This window comes from Bacillus sp. Root920 (assembly GCF_001429445.1).
GTDB classification, from domain to species: Bacteria; Bacillota; Bacilli; order Bacillales; family Bacillaceae; genus Bacillus; species Bacillus safensis.
This window is the reverse complement of sequence record NZ_LMJV01000007.1, coordinates 1-16,943: the sequence shown is the minus strand read 5'-3', so window position 1 is coordinate 16,943 and position 16,943 is coordinate 1. Positions and strand designations below refer to the sequence as shown.

Below are 16,943 nucleotides of genomic sequence, written 5' to 3'. Positions count from 1 at the left end.
AATATAAAGAAAAGCCATGACCAACGTGTGGTCATGGCTTTTTATGATTCAGAAATGGTACGGTTGATCAACACTTTTTTACGTTTAAGCTGCGATACGACTAAACAGAGGAAGACAATCAGAACAAAAAGGGAAATGGTCAAAAAGCCAAACGTATATGAGCCAGTCAATTCTTTTAAACTGCCAAGAATATTAGGTAAAAAGAATCCGCCAATGCCTCCAGCAGCCCCAACAATTCCGGTCACAATCCCAATTTCTTTATGAAATACTTGAGGCACCAGCTGAAAAACAGCGCCATTTCCCATCCCAAGGCACATCATCCCCACAAATAAAAGCGCAATGACCACAGGTAAAGCTGGAAGACTGCTCACGCCTCCTAAGCAGATGCCGATGATTCCGAATAATCCAAGCAGTACTTTCATTCCGCCTATTTTATCGGCAATGAGACCGCCCACAGGCCGAAAGAAGCTGCCTGCCGCCACACAAAGTGTCACAAAATCACCAGCATGAATCTTCGAAACCCCATATTGATCCACAAAGAAAATACTGAGGAAACTGGAAAGCCCGACAAACCCTCCGAATGTGATCGCATAAAGCAAACAGAAAAACCATGTCGATTTCACTTGAAATACTGAAAAGTACGACCGAATCGGCTGAGGAGCGGGCTGATTTAGTGCATCTTTTGCAGTGAAAATAAAAAACAAAAAGACAAGACTTAACGGAATCAGAGCGAGCCCCATTACGGCATGCCACCCGTAAATCTCCGCAAGCCTTGGACCAAATAAGGTGGAGATTAGTGTTCCACTATTCCCGGCGCCTGCAATCCCCATGGCTACTCCTTGTAAGTGAGGAGGATACCAGCGGCTTGCCATTGGCAAAGCAACAGCAAAACTTGCTCCTGCTACTCCAAGCAAAATCCCAATCAGTACAAGCTCTGAAAGGGTTGTACCAGCGATAAACCCCCAAATAAGCGGAATGGTCGTTAAAAGCATTCCTATCACTGCGGTCTTTTTAGGTCCTATTCGATCGGTGAATAAACCAAGCACAATCCGAAAAAAAGAACCAGATAGAATTGGAATGGCCACAATCATGCCTTTCTCTACGGTTGATAAAGCAAAATCTTGTGCAATAAAAGCACCCAGCGCCCCTAACAAAACCCAAATCATAAAGCTCACATCAAAATATAAAAAGGAACCAAACAATGTCTTAGGATGACCACTTGATTTTAATTCTGAGAGTTTCATAAAACGCCTCCTCTATTTTTGAATTTTCTGACTTAAAGATAGCGAGTTCACTTATGTAATGAAAGTATTATGTGAGAAAAATTGACATGAATAAACACTTTTTTACAAGTGTGTGCCATAATCAATCCATACAATGTGCTCGAGCAAGAGGCTTAGAAAGGTTGATTTCAGATGGCAAAACGCAAACTTGTGTTTATCGGAAACGGCATGGCGAGTATGAAATGTATCGAAGAGATCATTCAAAAGCAGCCAGAACATTATGCCATAACAGTCATTGGAAAAGAGAAGCACTCTGCCTACAATCGCATAAAACTTTCGTCGATTTTACAAAAAAGCGAATCATTAGCTGAAATTCAACTAAAGGAAAAAGAATGGTACACCGCACATGACATCACATTGTACAAAGGAGAATCAGTTGTACATATCGATACAAATCGAAAGTGTGTCATGACAGATGCGCGCCGGGAAATTCCCTATGACAAGCTCGTCATTGCAACGGGTTCATCGCCAAATTTTCTTCCTATTCAGGGTGTGTCCAAAAAAGGGATATACGCTTTTCGGACAATTGATGATTATGAGGCCATTTGTGCCGATGCGGTGCATTATCAACAAGCAGCAGTGATCGGAGGCGGCGTGCTTGGTGTGGAGGTAGCAGCTGGTCTGCAGATGGCGGGGCTTGAAACGACCATCATTCATCATACGGAGCGGCTGATGCAGCGCCAATTAGATGAAACAGCAGCCGGATTATTACAGCGAAAATTCATAAGAAAAGGCATTCAGGTGAAAACAAATGCCCATACCATTGCATGCTTAGGCGGTGAGAGGGTAGAAGGCGTTCTATTGAAAAATGGAGACATCGTGGATGCTGATCTTGTTGTTTTTACAACAGGTATCCGTCCGAATATACAGCTTGCAGAGAATCATGGCATACACACGAGAAAAGCCATTGTTGTCAATGACGTGATGGAGACTAATATCCCGAATATTTATGCGATTGGAGAATGTGCAGAGCACCAAGGGATGGTGCATGGCCTTGTTCAGCCCATTTATGAACAAGCAAGCGTGCTCGCTAAGCATCTTTTAGGAGAAAAAATCACACATACACCAAAGCCCATTTACTCAACAAAATTAAAAGTACCTGATTTGCCGATTTATTCTGCTGGATGTATTGAACATCATTCTCCGTTTATGTCAGCTGTGACTTATTTAGATGAAGAGCAAGAGGTGTATAAAAAATTCGTCTTTGAACGTCAGGCGCTGGCAGGTATTTTATTCGTCGGAGAGCTGGGGAATGCCGATCAGCTTTTGCAAGATGTAAAAGTGGGACGTGATAAAAGTGTGGTCATGAAAGCCCTTCATGAAAAGCCATCATCCCCACTAGATTCATTAAAAATGGAAGACCTCGTCTGCCAATGTCAAACCGTTACAAAAGGGACGATTTTAAAAAGCATTTCGGTTCATCAGCTGACAAACTTAGACGAGGTGAAAAAAAAGACAGGAGCAGCAACTGGGTGCGGCGGCTGTCAAGAGCTCGTCCGTGCTTGCTGCCAGTTACCATCACATGAACAAACGGAATCGCAGGCCTTTTTTTGTCCATGTACAGAAGTAGAGGAGCAGACCATTTTTTCGTTTATTCAAAAGCAGCAGCAGGTGAATGCTAAAGAAATAAGAAGACATTTTCAATGGAAAACGAATCACGGCTGCGGTATCTGCCGGCCGGCCATTCAATACTATCTCGAGCAATTCCAAAGATCGGTGGAAAAAATTGGCGCTGCTGAACAGGAAGACGTGTTGATTCCTCAATTATATGGGGGCCGGCTTGATCTGGATTTTTTGAAAATCATTACGTCTTTGTTAGAGAACGGGCTGATTGAGCAGGCAGAGCTGACAAGGCATAAACGAATACGGCTCATCGGTGTGTCAAAACAGGCGGCACAAATCGTCAAAAATCATTGGCCAATTATGCCTAATGAGAAAAGAAGACTATCTCATATCCTTTCATGCGACTGTGACGATCCAGCTGTCACGTCACTTGTGATGGAGCTGGAAAGACAAGTGGAAGATACACTTTTACCAGCTGTCACCTCCATTCATATCACCGGTGCTTCTTGCACGTGTAAACTTGCTCCAATTGATGATATCTGTCTGAAAAAGCAGCTGGGTGAATGGAACATTTATATAGGAGGCCAGCTTTTTTACACCTTGGCTCATTCAAGTGAGCTTATTTCTTTTTTAAAAGCGCTGCTTGAAGAGTATAGAAAAAATGCTTACTTTCAAGAATCTATTGGCGATTGGCTGTCACGGCAAGGAAACATTTCTATTCGAGAAAAGTTACTTGATGAGGAAATAAGAGAAGACCTCTGTGCGCAATTTGACCAAAGCAGACAAGGAAATGTAAGACATAAGGATGTGAAGGTATGAGTCAATCTTTTTTACAATATGCCCAGCAAAAATCAAAGCAGGAAGAACAAAAGCGAGTCTTCCCAGCCCAATGTCCTTTTTGCAGTATGCAGTGCAAAATGCAATTAATCGAGCAGCATGTGGAAGGGCGAACACGTTACCAAACGATTGGTGTACACAATCCAACTACGCACGGAAGACTTTGTATGAAAGGACAGCATGCCCACCAGCACGCGCTTCATAAAGATCGCCTGAATCACCCGCTGATCAAAAGAAACGGACAATTTGTAAAAGCGACATGGCAGGAGGCTCTCGAAGAAATCAAAACAAACATAGAATCCCTTCAGCTGTCACATGGCCATGATGTGATCAGTGTGTACGGAAGCGCATCAATTACAAATGAGGAAGCGTACTTACTCGGGAAATTTGCAAGAGTGGCGCTGAAAACGAAATACATCGATTATAACGGCAGACTATGTATGTCTTCGGCAGCAACTGCCGCAAATCAAACATTCGGACTTGACCGTGGTCTGAGCTTTCCTTTAAGCGACATCAAGCATGCACGGGTGTTGATATTGGTTGGAACGAATATAGCGGAATGTCAGCCAACCTTCCTGCCCTACATAGAAGAGGCAAAAAACAATGGCGCTTTTCTCATCGTCATTGATCCGCGAAAAACTCCGACAGCCCAATTAGCCGATTTACATGTCAGCCTCAAACCAGGGTCTGATGCCGCACTGGCAAACGGCATATTGCACATCATGCTGCATGAGCATTTAATCGATGAATCATTTATTCATCAACGAACATCAGGTTTCCAAGAACTAAAGGAGCACACCTCACGCATCTCCTTGCCAGACATTGCTGAGCAAACTGGCGTGACGATTGATGTGATGCAGAAAATAGCACGGAAATTCGCGCAAGAAAAGACAGGCATGATTTTTACAGCAAGAGGCATTGAGCAGCAAATAGACGGTACAGCCTCTGTCCGTAATTTCCTGAATATTCTGCTTGTTACTGGGAAGATCGGCCGCTTTGGATGCGGCTATGGCGCAATAACCGGCCAGGGAAATGGCCAGGGAGCAAGAGAGCATGGGCAAAAAGCAGATCAGCTTCCAGGATATCGAGATATCTCAAATCCTGCTCACAGAAAAGAAATGGCTGAACGATGGAACATTGATGAAAAGGAACTTCCAGGAAAGGGTGTGTCTGCTTTTGAAATGTTTGAAAAAATGCAGGCAGGTGAAATCAAAGCGCTCTTTTTAATGTGCTCAAATCCTGTCCAGTCAGGGCCAAATGCGCACTTGATTCAGCAAGCCATCAAGAACTTGTCCTTTTTTGTTGCCGTTGATTTATTTATGTCTGAGACAGCTGCGCTGGCAGATGTAATTTTACCTGCTTCGTCATATTTAGAGGATGAAGGTACCGTGACAAACGTAGAGGGGCGCGTTACGCTTAGAGAAGCAACATATCCACTTAAACACCAAAGAAAGCACGATTGGCAAATCATTTGTGAAATAGCAGCTGTATTAGGCAAAGGCAGCCATTTTTCCTTTTCATCCGCAGAAGAGATCTTTGAGGAATTAAGAGCCGTAACGAAAGGTGCAAAGGCTGATTATTCAGGCATAACCTATGAAAGGCTGAGGAAGGAACAAGGCATAAAGTGGCCTTGTACTCATTTAGAAGACCCGGGAACTGAAAGATTATTTGAACATGCATTCTCACATTCTGACAGTTTAGCGAAGTTTGCCGTCGTCACACACGATAAAAAGGCTGCAAAGGAACCCGTCAGTCAAGAATACCCTCTTTATTTAACGACCGGCAGGGTGATGGCTCATTACCAAACAGGCGTTCAAACAAGAAGGAGCACCTCTCTTGTTGCCAGACAGTTTGAAGCATATGCAGAGCTTCATCCTGATACAGCGAAAACGTATGGACTTCAGCACGGGGAGCTCGTGACCATCAAGTCAAAAAGAGGAAGTGTTATCATCAGATGCCGCATATCAGACACCATTCGAAAAGATACCGTATTTGTTCCATTTCACTGGAGCAAACATCAATCAATTAATCAATTAATTGATGATCAACTAGATCCGTACAGTAAAATGCCAGGCTTTAAATATTGTCCTGTACAGCTGTCAGCCTACGTGAATGAAAAACTATGTGAGAAATTTTAACATGTATTTTCCATCTATGTTTAGAGTGTGGTACTTTCTAAAAAATGATCACATGAGGGGTGTTTTTTCATGAAAGAAAAACTCGTATTAGTAGGGAACGGTATGGCCGGCATTCGAAGCCTTGAAAACATTTTAAAAACAGACGGCGAACGATTCGACATGACGGTATTTGGGACTGAACCGCATCCTAACTATAACCGAATTCTTTTATCGAAAGTGCTTCAAGGGGATACGAAAGTCGAAGATATTACGTTAAACGATTGGAACTGGTATCAAAAGCATGATATTCAGCTGTTTACAAACGAGACCATTGTGAAGATCGATACAGAGAACCAAACAGTCACCAGTGATCAAGGACGGACCGTATATTATGACCGATTGATTTTAGCAACAGGGTCACTTCCATTTATCCTGCCAATTCCAGGGAGTGATAAAAAAGGCGTAACGGCTTTTCGTACATTGCAAGACACTGAGGAAATGGTCAATGCCTCTAATATGTACAAAAAAGCAGCAGTCATCGGAGGCGGACTCCTTGGGCTTGAAGCAGCACGCGGTCTATTAAACTTAGGCATGGAAGTGAATGTCATTCACCTCGGCTCTCATTTAATGGAACGCCAGCTAGACCCTATTGCAGGACAGCTTCTTCAAAAAGCATTAGAAGAACAGGGGATGAAATTCCTGCTTGGAAAACAGACAAATGAGATTTTAGGAGATACAAGAGTAGAAGGTTTATTATTTTCAGACGGCACTACACTTGAGGCAGACCTAGTTGTCATGGCTGCGGGAATTAAACCGAGTAAAATGCTTGCAGAAATAAGCGGGCTTGAAGTGAACCGTGGGATTATCGTCAATGATTTTATGGAAACGAGTGTCCCGGGCATTTATGCCGTCGGAGAATGTGTGGAACACAGGGGACAAACGTACGGATTAGTTGCTCCTTTATACGATCAAGCGACTGTACTTGCCAAGCATGTATGCGGCTTGAACCCTGCTCCATATGAAGGCTCTGTTCTGTCAACACAGCTGAAAGTATCAGGAGTTGATGTGTTTTCAGCTGGTGATTTTATTGAAAACGATGAGAAAAAGGCGATTAAAATTTTTGACGAACAAAAAGGCATCTATCAAAAACTCGTCTTCCAGCAAAACCGATTAGTAGGCGCCGTCATGTTTGGAGAAACAAGCGACGGACCTCGTTTATTCTCGTACATTAAAGAAGGAATAGATATGTCGGATATGGAGAAGGTATCTGTCTTAACCTCCAATGATCCGGCGCAAGAAAGCACGATTGACAGCATGGCAAACGACCATATCGTTTGCGGCTGTAATGGCGTGTCAAAAGGGCAGATTGTAGAAGCCATTCAGAAAGAAGGCTTAACAACGTTTCAGGAAGTCAAGCAATGTACAAGTGCCTCACGATCTTGCGGAGGCTGTCAGCCTGTTGTCGAAGAGATTCTTTGGCATACGCTAGGTGAGGATGCAAGCCGGACAGCCCAAAAAGAAACCATCTGCGCCTGCACCACTCTTTCACGAGATGAAGTCATTTATGAAATCAAAGAAAAAGGCTTGCAGCATGTCAAAGAAGTGATGAATGTACTTGACTGGAATACAGAAGAGGGCTGTTCAAAATGCCGACCTGCACTGAATTATTATTTAGGCATGCTTTATCCACTTGAATACAAAGATGAAAAGAGCTCACGCTTTGTAAATGAACGCATGCATGCCAATATTCAAAACGATGGTACCTATTCAGTTGTTCCGCGAATGTACGGCGGCGTCACCAATGCAAATGACTTGAGGAAAATAGCCGATGTCGTCGACAAATATGAAATACCGCTTGTGAAAATGACTGGCGGTCAGCGTATCGATCTTCTAGGTGTCAAAAAAGAAGATTTACCAAAAGTGTGGGCGGATCTAGATATGCCATCGGGTTATGCATATGGGAAATCTTTAAGAACAGTTAAAACATGTGTTGGAGAACAATTTTGCAGGTTCGGCACGCAGGACTCCATGGCTCTTGGAATTGCACTTGAAAAGAAATTTGAAGGTCTTGCGACACCTCATAAAGTAAAAATGGCCGTCTCTGCTTGTCCAAGAAACTGTGCAGAGTCCGGAATTAAAGACCTCGGTATCGTGGGGATAGATGGAGGGTTTGAATTGTACGCCGGCGGAAATGGCGGCACACACCTGCGGGCTGGAGATTTATTAATGAAGGTCAGTACAGCAGAAGAAGTAGAGCAAATGGCCGCAGCATACCTTCAATATTACAGAGAAACGGCAAATTATTTAGAAAGAACCTCTGCTTGGGTTGAGCGACTTGGGTTAGAGCATATTCAATCAGTACTCCTAGATGATGAAAAACGAGCAGCCTTAATCGAAAGAATGGACATTGCGCTTTCAACATATGAAGAGCCTTGGCAGGAGCTTCGCGAGAGCCAAAAAGACACGAGACAATTATTTCAAAAAGCGACGGCTTCCGTATAAATCAATTGAAGGGATGAGATCATATGACAGTTTCAGTTGTTAAAGTTCACATTGGCACCCTATCAGATTTTCCGCTCCAGCTAGGGAAAACAGTTGAAGCCGGTCCACTTGAATTAGCTGTTTTTCAAACCTCTAATAAGCAGTTCAAAGCCATTGAAAATCGCTGTCCTCATAAAGGCGGCGTTCTGGCTGAAGGCATGGTCAGCGGCAATCACGTTTTCTGTCCAATGCATGATTGGAAAATTGATCTTTCATCAGGAAACGTACAAGCACCAGATCACGGATGCGTTAAAACATATGAAACATTCGTTGAAGGGGACAATGTCTTTATTTTATTGCCTTCATAAATGGTTTAGATCCTTCCTTTCATGTATATGCTGTATATAAATGCAGCAAGAAAGGAAGGAATCTTTGTGCCGTTCGTTAATATTTTGATTGAACTCTTAATCGGATTCTTCGCTTTATTTTTTATTACAAAATTATTAGGGAAAACACAATTTGCACAAATCACACCGTTTGATTTCATTTCTGCACTAATTTTAGGCGAAATGGTCGGAAACGCTATTTTTGATCCGGAAGTCAGGATTCAGCACATTTTATTTGCTGTTGCAGTATGGGGCGTTCTCATTTATACAGTTGAATGGCTTTCACAGCGCTTTAAATCCATTCGCGCTTTTTTAGAAGGAAGACCTACTCTTGTGATTGATAAGGGGAAGATTCACTACAACCGGTTGAAGAAAAATATGCTTGATATCAATCAGCTGCAGACACTGGTTCGCGCAAAAGGTCATTTTGCCCTGAATGAAATTGAATATGCTATTTTGGAAACGGACGGCTCTGTCAGCGTTCTTCCGAAAATGAAATACGCCCCAGCCACAGCCGAAGATGTGAACGTGAAGGGAAAAGAAGTGAAATTGCCTAGAACGTTTATTATTGACGGCGAAATTTTAAAAAAAGATCTTCAAGAAGCCGGCTTTGATGAATCCTGGCTGAATGAGCAATTAAAAAAGCAGCATATTTCCTCTTATCGAGACGTTCTATTTTGTGAATGGATTGAAAATGAAGGGATTTATGCGATGCAATATGAAAAGTCTAAAAAAACATCCACAACATAAAAACGTGGGTGTTTTTTTGTGCGTGTACGGAATAGGATCAAAAAGAATGTTTGATGAAAACGTTCACAAAATGAGGGGGGAGATATGTGATGAAACTTAGAAACATATGGATGGTCATGGTCTTGTCTTTCTTTCTTTTTGACCCAGCTTCACTTCAAGCAGCAGAAGCTGGGCATAACCGTGTCCTTGTCGTTGATCAAAAGGGAAGCGGGACATACCGCACCGTTCAGTCTGCCATTGATGCGATTCCAGCAAACAATCAACAACCGGCAACGATCTATATTAAAAATGGCGTATATAAAGAAAAAATATTGCTTCCGCAAAATAAACCACACGTATCCTTTATTGGCGAAAACCAGCACAAAACGATTCTTACGTATGATGATACAAATGCAAGCACCGGCAGTACAACAAACAGCTCAAGCACAATGATTCGTGCAAACGATTTTTATGCAGAAAATATCACTTTTCAAAATACAGCTGGCAGACATGCGGGTCAGGCAGTTGCGCTGTATGTGTCTGGCGACCGGGCTGTGTTCAAACAAATACGTGTGTTAGGCTATCAAGATACACTTTATGCAACAGGCACAGGGCGGCAATATTACGAAAACTGCTATATTGAAGGCACGGTCGATTTTATTTTTGGATCAGCCACAGCTGTGTTTAAAAGAGCTGAAATAAAAAGTCTTGGAAATGGGTATATTACTGCAGCATCCACAACAGAAGCACAAAGGTACGGCTATGTATTCATAGATTCTACGTTGAAAAAGGGAACGGCAGCTGCGCAATCGGTTTATTTAGGACGTCCGTGGAGACCTTATTCGGCTGTGACATTCCTCCATACAAAAATGGATGACCATATAAAAGCGGAGGGATGGCATAACTGGGATAACCGTGACAACGAAAGAACGGCCAGGTACAAAGAATTTGGATCGACAGGAGCAGGAAGCAGCCCAGCAAACCGCGTAAAATGGTCAACCATTTTAACCCAAAATGAAGCAAGTCAAATCACAGTTCAGGCTGTTCTTGGCGGAGCCGATGGCTGGAATCCAGAAAAGAGGTAAAGGGCTTGTCAGTTTTCGTCAAAGAAAGCTGACTTTTCTGTTTAAAAAACCTTTGAGAACAAACGTTCTTTTGTGTATAATGAACATATTCTTCTAAAATTGGCTGCAACAAAAAGGAGGGATTGCGTGAAGCGTTTTTCACAGCTCATGTTTTTACAAATATGTATCCTGTCGATTTTATTTCTCCCTTTTTCAGCGAAAGATGAACAACTCAAAGCTCGTGACGATTCCCTTCATTGGATCACAGCTTTAGACGAATTCATACGAACAGCACCTGATTTAGAGGGCGCGATCTCTGGCATCAGCGTCCGCGATACTTCTGACACATCTCTTCTTTATGAACATCAAGCCGATATTCGTCTCACTCCTGCTTCTAATACGAAACTGCTCACATCAGCCATCGCACTTGATATACTTGGAGAAACACACACATTCCCTACAGACATCTGGATGGATGGTTCCATTCAAAAGAAAACGCTACATGGCAGCCTTTATCTTCGTGGCACCGGCGATCCAACTTTATTAGAGGAGGATTTTGCAGCACTCGCCAAACAGGTCAAAAAGGCCGGAATACATACCATTCGCGGACAGCTTGCGGCAGATGACACTTGGTTTGATGACACGAGATACTCGATTGACCTGCCTTGGAGTGATGAGGATCAATATTACGGGGCACAAATTTCTGCTCTCACGGCTTCACCGAATCAAGATTATGATGCAGGGACCGTGATTCTCGAAGTAAAGCCAGGAAAAAAAGCAGGACAGAAAGCCGCCTATGATATGATCCCGAAGACGGATGTCGCTCAAGTCATCAATCAAGTGAAAACAGTTCCAGAAGGCGGAAAAAAGAAAATTTCTTTTAAGCGCTCTCACGGAACCAACAAGATAACGTTGACTGGAACCATTCCGGTTAAAGCAAGCTCATCTAAACAATGGGTAGCTTTATGGGATCCGGCCGCCTATGCTTTAGACTTAATGAAACGAGCGTTAAAGGCGGAAGGGATTCAAGTAAAGGGACCGCTGAAATCAAAACAAGTTCCTAAAAAAGCCAAAAAAATTGCCTCCCATACATCGATGCCATTATCAGAGCTGCTTGTTCCTATGATGAAATTAAGCAACAATACCCATGCAGAAATTTTGCTAAAGGAACTAGGCAAAAAAGTGAAGAACAAAGGGAGCTTTGAAGCTGGGCTGGACGTCATGAATGAACGGCTTCCTGCGTTTGGCGTTGATCCTTCGCTTGCAGTGCTGCGTGACGGATCGGGGATATCACCTATTAACCTTGTCTCTGCTAACCAGTTCACTTTATTTTTGACAAACATTCAAAAGGAAAAATGGTTTAAAACCTATGAACATGCGCTCCCTTTAGCAGGGGCAAGTGAACGAATGGTGGGGGGAACGTTAAGGAACAGATTGAAGGAACCAGCTACACTAGAAAAAGTACGTGCAAAAACAGGGTCGTTAACAACGGTTAGCACACTTTCTGGATATATTGACACGCAGGGCGGAAAAACGCTCGCTTTTTCCATTTTATTAAATCACCTTGTTGATGACGAAAAAGGGAAAGAGATAGAAGACCGTATTGTCAGCATACTAGCTGAGAATCTTTAGATTTAGAGAGAGAAGGAGAACCATCATGACGTTAGATAATAATCAATCTTTAGTAAAAACCATGTCCATTTTTCTCATCCCGCTTTTGCTAAGTAATATTTTGCAATCGATCGGACAATTAGTGTCAATTGTTCTTGTCGGAAGATGGATTGGAGAGGATGCAGTAGCTGCCATTTCTGCATTCTTTCCGCTTTTCTTTTTACTCGTTTCTTTTTCCATTGGCATTGGATCGGGAAGCTCGATCCTTATTGGACAAGCGTATGGAGCAAAAAATGAACAGAAATTAAAAGAAATTATTGGCACAACGCTTTCATTCACTTTTTTAATCGGAGTATCTTTAGCGATCATTGGAGGTTTTTTCGCAACTGATATCTTAAACCTCATGGGAACACCCGCTAATATCGTGGAGGAAAGTGCGGCATATGCCAGAATTCTATTCATCTCAATGCCGATCTTATTTCTTTATTTTGTTTATACGACCTTCTTGAGGGGAACAGGGGATTCGAAAACACCTTTTTATTTTTTAATGATTAGTACGGCAACGAATATTTTGATGCTGCCCATTTTATTATTTGGCTGGCTGGGACTGCCGGCGTTCGGCTTATACGGCGCTGCGTATGCTTCTGTGATTTCAACAATTGTGACGTTTATCATTCTACATATCTACTTATATAAGACAAAGCATCCGCTTCGCATTGATGCATCGGTGAGAAAGCATTTATTGATGAAAGGGGATCTATTAAAAACGTTATTAAAGCTTAGTATCCCATCAAGCATTAATATGATCCTCATTTCTTTATCAGAAATTGCCGTTATTTCTTTCGTTAACGATTATGGATCACAGGCGACAGCTGCCTATGGTGTTGTCAATCAAGTCGTAAGTTATGTGCAGATGCCGGCAGTGAGTCTTGGTATTGCGGTCTCGATCTTTGCAGCACAATTCATTGGTGCAGGAAATATGAATCGACTGAAAGATGTCATTAAAATTGGGTTAGGTCTTAACTTTGCCATAGGCGGATGTATCATTATTTTCGTTTATATTTTTGCACCGCAGATTTTATCTATCTTTTTAACAGATCCTAAGACGATAGACATTGCCTATAGTTTGGTCGTCATTACACTATGGAGCTATCTCATTTTTGGAACGGCCCAAATTGTTGCAGCCACAATGAGAGCAAGCGGGACGGTTCTTTGGCCGACGATCTTTAGTATTTGTTCCATTTGGCTTGTAGAAGTACCAGTCGCTTATGTGCTATCACACTATACATCTCTTGGCATTAAAGGAATATGGATTGGCTACCCAGCTGCTTTTTTTGTGAACTTACTCCTCCAATACAGCTACTATCAGCTCGTATGGAAGAAAAAACAAATTGTCTCGCTTGTTCAATCATAATGTAAAGGTGTGAGGCAGCATATACATACGAAGATCTCTCACTTTTAAGGAGGCCGAATCTTCTATGTTTTTGAATCAAAGAAGTGAACTGAGCTCGCACAATATTGGTGACTTTTCTTATGCCGGGCCAGATTTCCAAGTGTTGACTTGGGGGGAAGGAACGACATTACATATTGGGAAGTTTTGTTCCATTGCAAACGAGGTGAAAATTTTTCTAGGCGGGGAACACCGTACTGATTGGGTCACAACGTATCCGTTTAATCAAATTTTTAAAGAAGCTGCTCATATTAAAGGACATCCCAAATCGAAGGGGGATGTTCATATTGGACATGACGTATGGATTGGATATGGTGCAACGATTATGTCAGGAGTATGTATAGGAAACGGGGCCGTGATCGGGGCAAATAGTGTGATCACAAAAGATGTGCCGCCATATGCAATTGCCGCAGGAAATCCCCAGCAGCTCATGAAATATCGATTTTCATCCGAAATAATCGAAAAACTGCAGTTATTAGAATGGTGGAATTTGGAGTTTTCAATCATCCAATCTATTTTTCAACTTTTACAATCTCATGATATTGAACGTTGTATAACTGTAATAGAAGATATAAAAAAGAAAGGCTGAGAAAGCCTTTCTTTTTTATTTTTAGCTGAGCCGTATGATGGTCAAGGTAGCACCTGCAGCACCGCCCCCGCCAACTAAAATAGCTGTGACAACTGCCCCAAAAAACTGCAGTGAGATGGTATTACCAGCTGTTAAATTAACAATAACAGTGTTGTTGATTAATGAAGTTGAGATAACAGGTGCTTGAACAGAACCAGAAATAGTAGTTGCTCCATTTAATAGCAAACGTGTACTAATCAAAAGAGCTGTAGTGGTGTTGACTTGATACGTAATATAATATTTACCAGTTTGCAGAACGGTAAAAACAGTGCTTGTGCCGTTTGCCGTAAAACCAGTAATGTTTTGAAAGTTTGGCAGAGGAATATTCGTTCCACCGGCTACAGTAACAATGGTAGGTCCAGAACTATTAGCAGCATAAAGTGCAGTATCTGTAAAACCACCTGTTCCAGTAGCCCCGGTGATTCCCGTTGCACCAGTAGGTCCTGTAGCCCCAGTGATACCAGTGGCGCCGGTAGGACCTGTTGAACCAGTGATCCCTGTAGCCCCAGTAGGTCCAGTTGACCCAGTGATCCCCGTAGCCCCGGTAGGTCCGGTTAATCCGGTGATCCCAGTTGCACCAGTAGGACCAGTTGATCCAGTGATCCCTGTAGCGCCGGTAGGACCTGTTGGTCCAGTGATCCCAGTGGCACCCGTATCTCCAGTTGATCCAGTGATCCCCGTAGCCCCGGTAGGTCCGGTTAATCCGGTGATCCCTGTGGCGCCGGTAGGTCCAGTTGATCCAGTGATACCTGTAGCCCCGGTAGGTCCAGTTGATCCAGTGATCCCTGTAGCGCCGGTAGGACCTGTTGGTCCAGTGATCCCAGTGGCACCCGTATCACCAGTTGATCCAGTAATCCCAGTTGCACCAGTAGGTCCAGTTGATCCGGTAATCCCTGTAGCGCCGGTAGGACCTGTTGGTCCAGTGTCACCAGTWGATCCAGTAATCCCMGTYGCACCAGTAGGTCCAGTTGATCCGGTAATCCCTGTAGCGCCGGTAGGACCTGTTGGTCCAGTGCTGCCTGTAGCCCCCGTATCTCCAGTAGATCCAGTAATCCCCGTCGCACCRGTAGGTCCTGTAGCCCCAGTGATCCCTGTAGCCCCCGTATCTCCAGTTGATCCGGTGATCCCCGTCGCACCAGTAGGACCTGTTGAACCAGTGATCCCTGTAGCGCCCGTATCTCCAGTAGCCCCAGTGATCCCCGTCGCGCCGGTAGGACCTGTTCCAGTGATCCCCGTCGCACCAGTAGGACCTGTTGAACCAGTGATCCCTGTAGCGCCCGTATCTCCAGTAGCCCCAGTGATCCCCGTCGCGCCGGTAGGTCCTGTAGCCCCAGTGATCCCTGTAGCCCCCGTATCACCAGTTGATCCGGTGATCCCCGTCGCACCGGTAGGCCCTGTTGATCCAGTAATCCCTGTAGCGCCGGTAGGACCTGTTGAACCAGTGATMCCTGTAGCGCCCGTATCTCCAGTAGCCCCAGTGATCCCCGTCGCGCCGGTAGGACCTGTTGAACCAGTGATACCAGTGGCACCCGTATCACCAGTTGAAGTAGGACCTGTTGAACCAGTGATCCCTGTAGCGCCCGTATCTCCAGTAGCCCCAGTGATCCCCGTAGCGCCGGTAGGACCTGTTGGTCCAGTGCTGCCTGTAGCACCCGTATCTCCAGTAGCCCCAGTGATCCCCGTCGCGCCGGTAGGTCCTGTAGCCCCAGTGATACCTGTAGCACCCGTATCACCAGTTGATCCGGTGATCCCCGTCGCACCAGTAGGACCTGTTGAACCAGTGATMCCTGTAGCGCCCGTATCTCCAGTAGCCCCAGTGATCCCCGTAGCGCCGGTACGCGCCGGTAGGACCTGTTGGTCCAGTGCTGCCTGTAGCACCCGTATCACCAGTTGATCCAGTGATCCCCGTCGCACCAGTAGGACCTGTTGAACCAGTGATMCCAGTTGCACCAGTAGGTCCGGTATCTCCAGTGATCCCTGTCGCGCCGGTAGGACCTGTTGGTCCAGTGCTGCCTGTAGCACCCGTATCTCCAGTTGTTCCGGTGATCCCCGTCGCACCGGTAGGCCCTGTTGATCCAGTAATCCCTGTCGCGCCGGTAGGACCTGTTGAACCAGTGATACCTGTAGCGCCCGTATCTCCAGTAGCCCCAGTGATCCCCGTCGCGCCGGTAGGACCTGTTGAACCAGTGATACCAGTGGCACCCGTATCACCAGTTGAAGTGATCCCCGTCGCACCAGTAGGACCTGTTGAACCAGTGATCCCTGTAGCGCCCGTATCTCCAGTAGCCCCAGTGATCCCCGTMGCGCCGGTAGGACCTGTTGAACCAGTGATACCAGTGGCACCCGTATCACCAGTTGATCCAGTGATCCCCGTCGCACCAGTAGGACCTGTTGATCCRGTGATCCCMGTYGCACCAGTAGGTCCGGTATCTCCAGTGATCCCTGTAGCGCCGGTAGGACCAGTGATCCCCGTCGCACCAGTAGGACCTGTTGATCCAGTGATCCCAGTTGCACCAGTAGGTCCGGTATCTCCAGTGATCCCTGTAGCGCCGGTAGGACCTGTTAGTCCAGTGATACCAGTGGCACCCGTATCACCAGTAGATCCAGTAATCCCCGTCGCACCGGTAGGCCCTGTTGATCCAGTAATCCCCGTTGCACCAGTAGGCCCAGTTAATCCGGTGATCCCTGTGGCGCCGGTAGGCCCTGTTGAACCAGTGATCCCCGTAGCGCCGGTAGGACCCGTTGGTCCAGTGCTGCCTGTAGCGCCGGTAGGCCCTGTTGGTCCAGTGATACC

At 44.7% G+C, this 16,943-nt stretch carries 10 protein-coding genes and 1 pseudogene; 9 read left to right on the top strand and 2 right to left on the bottom strand.

Annotated elements, in window-relative coordinates; translation table 11 throughout:
* Window positions 1-41: 41 nt before the first annotated feature.
* Window positions 42-1,244: an MFS transporter gene (locus ASE42_RS11330; RefSeq protein WP_056767027.1), complete on the bottom strand. Its 1,203-nt coding sequence runs from the start codon at window positions 1,242-1,244 to the stop codon at window positions 42-44.
* A gap of 171 nt (window positions 1,245-1,415) precedes the next feature.
* Here ASE42_RS11330 and ASE42_RS11325 point away from each other — a divergent pair, with 171 nt between their 5' ends.
* The 9 genes from ASE42_RS11325 (at window position 1,416) to ASE42_RS11285 (ending at window position 14,110) form a co-directional block, all read left to right on the top strand.
* Complete coding sequence (locus ASE42_RS11325; RefSeq protein ID WP_056767025.1) at window positions 1,416-3,665, top strand: FAD-dependent oxidoreductase; 2,250 nt, start codon at window positions 1,416-1,418, stop codon at window positions 3,663-3,665.
* Window positions 3,662-5,821: an assimilatory nitrate reductase catalytic subunit NasC gene (gene nasC / locus ASE42_RS11320; RefSeq protein WP_056767023.1), complete on the top strand. Its 2,160-nt coding sequence runs from the start codon at window positions 3,662-3,664 to the stop codon at window positions 5,819-5,821. The genes ASE42_RS11325 and nasC overlap by 4 nt, the downstream gene beginning before the upstream one ends.
* Window positions 5,822-5,890: 69 nt before the next feature.
* A complete protein-coding gene (gene nirB, locus ASE42_RS11315) occupies window positions 5,891-8,302 on the top strand; it encodes a nitrite reductase large subunit NirB (protein ID WP_056767021.1) in 2,412 nt (803 codons plus the stop codon).
* A gap of 23 nt (window positions 8,303-8,325) precedes the next feature.
* Entirely contained in the window at window positions 8,326-8,649 is a 324-nt protein-coding gene (gene nirD / locus ASE42_RS11310; RefSeq protein ID WP_056767019.1) for a nitrite reductase small subunit NirD, read from the top strand.
* A gap of 66 nt (window positions 8,650-8,715) precedes the next feature.
* Window positions 8,716-9,417 (top strand): DUF421 domain-containing protein, encoded by a 702-nt coding sequence (locus ASE42_RS11305; protein WP_024422641.1) that lies wholly within the window; start codon window positions 8,716-8,718, stop codon window positions 9,415-9,417.
* Window positions 9,418-9,506: 89 nt separating this feature from the next.
* Window positions 9,507-10,481 (top strand): pectinesterase family protein, encoded by a 975-nt coding sequence (locus ASE42_RS11300; RefSeq protein WP_056767018.1) that lies wholly within the window; start codon window positions 9,507-9,509, stop codon window positions 10,479-10,481.
* A 126-nt stretch (window positions 10,482-10,607) separates the two neighbouring features.
* Complete coding sequence (dacB, locus tag ASE42_RS11295; RefSeq protein ID WP_056767016.1) at window positions 10,608-12,092, top strand: D-alanyl-D-alanine carboxypeptidase/D-alanyl-D-alanine-endopeptidase; 1,485 nt, start codon at window positions 10,608-10,610, stop codon at window positions 12,090-12,092.
* Window positions 12,093-12,117: 25 nt separating this feature from the next.
* Window positions 12,118-13,485, top strand: coding sequence for an MATE family efflux transporter (locus ASE42_RS11290; RefSeq protein WP_029705978.1), 1,368 nt, complete (start codon window positions 12,118-12,120; stop codon window positions 13,483-13,485).
* Between the two features lie 64 nt (window positions 13,486-13,549).
* Entirely contained in the window at window positions 13,550-14,110 is a 561-nt protein-coding gene (locus tag ASE42_RS11285) for a CatB-related O-acetyltransferase (RefSeq protein ID WP_041117656.1), read from the top strand.
* 21 nt (window positions 14,111-14,131) lie between these two features.
* Here the strand turns inward: ASE42_RS11285 and ASE42_RS19360 are convergent.
* A pseudogene (locus tag ASE42_RS19360) lies at window positions 14,132-16,943 on the bottom strand (beta strand repeat-containing protein); the annotation flags it as partial.

Bases quoted from the DNA above. Each gene is read 5' to 3' on its own strand.
- ASE42_RS11330 (WP_056767027.1), bottom strand. From the start codon at position 1,244: ATGAAACTCTCAGAATTAAAATCAAGTGGTCATCCTAAGACATTGTTT.
- nirB (WP_056767021.1), top strand. From the start codon at position 5,891: ATGAAAGAAAAACTCGTATTAGTAGGGAACGGTATGGCCGGCATTCGA.
- ASE42_RS11300 (WP_056767018.1), top strand. From the start codon at position 9,507: ATGAAACTTAGAAACATATGGATGGTCATGGTCTTGTCTTTCTTTCTT.
- ASE42_RS11290 (WP_029705978.1), top strand. From the start codon at position 12,118: ATGACGTTAGATAATAATCAATCTTTAGTAAAAACCATGTCCATTTTT.
- nirD (WP_056767019.1), top strand. From the start codon at position 8,326: ATGACAGTTTCAGTTGTTAAAGTTCACATTGGCACCCTATCAGATTTT.
- ASE42_RS11325 (WP_056767025.1), top strand. From the start codon at position 1,416: ATGGCAAAACGCAAACTTGTGTTTATCGGAAACGGCATGGCGAGTATG.
- nasC (WP_056767023.1), top strand. From the start codon at position 3,662: ATGAGTCAATCTTTTTTACAATATGCCCAGCAAAAATCAAAGCAGGAA.
- ASE42_RS11285 (WP_041117656.1), top strand. From the start codon at position 13,550: ATGTTTTTGAATCAAAGAAGTGAACTGAGCTCGCACAATATTGGTGAC.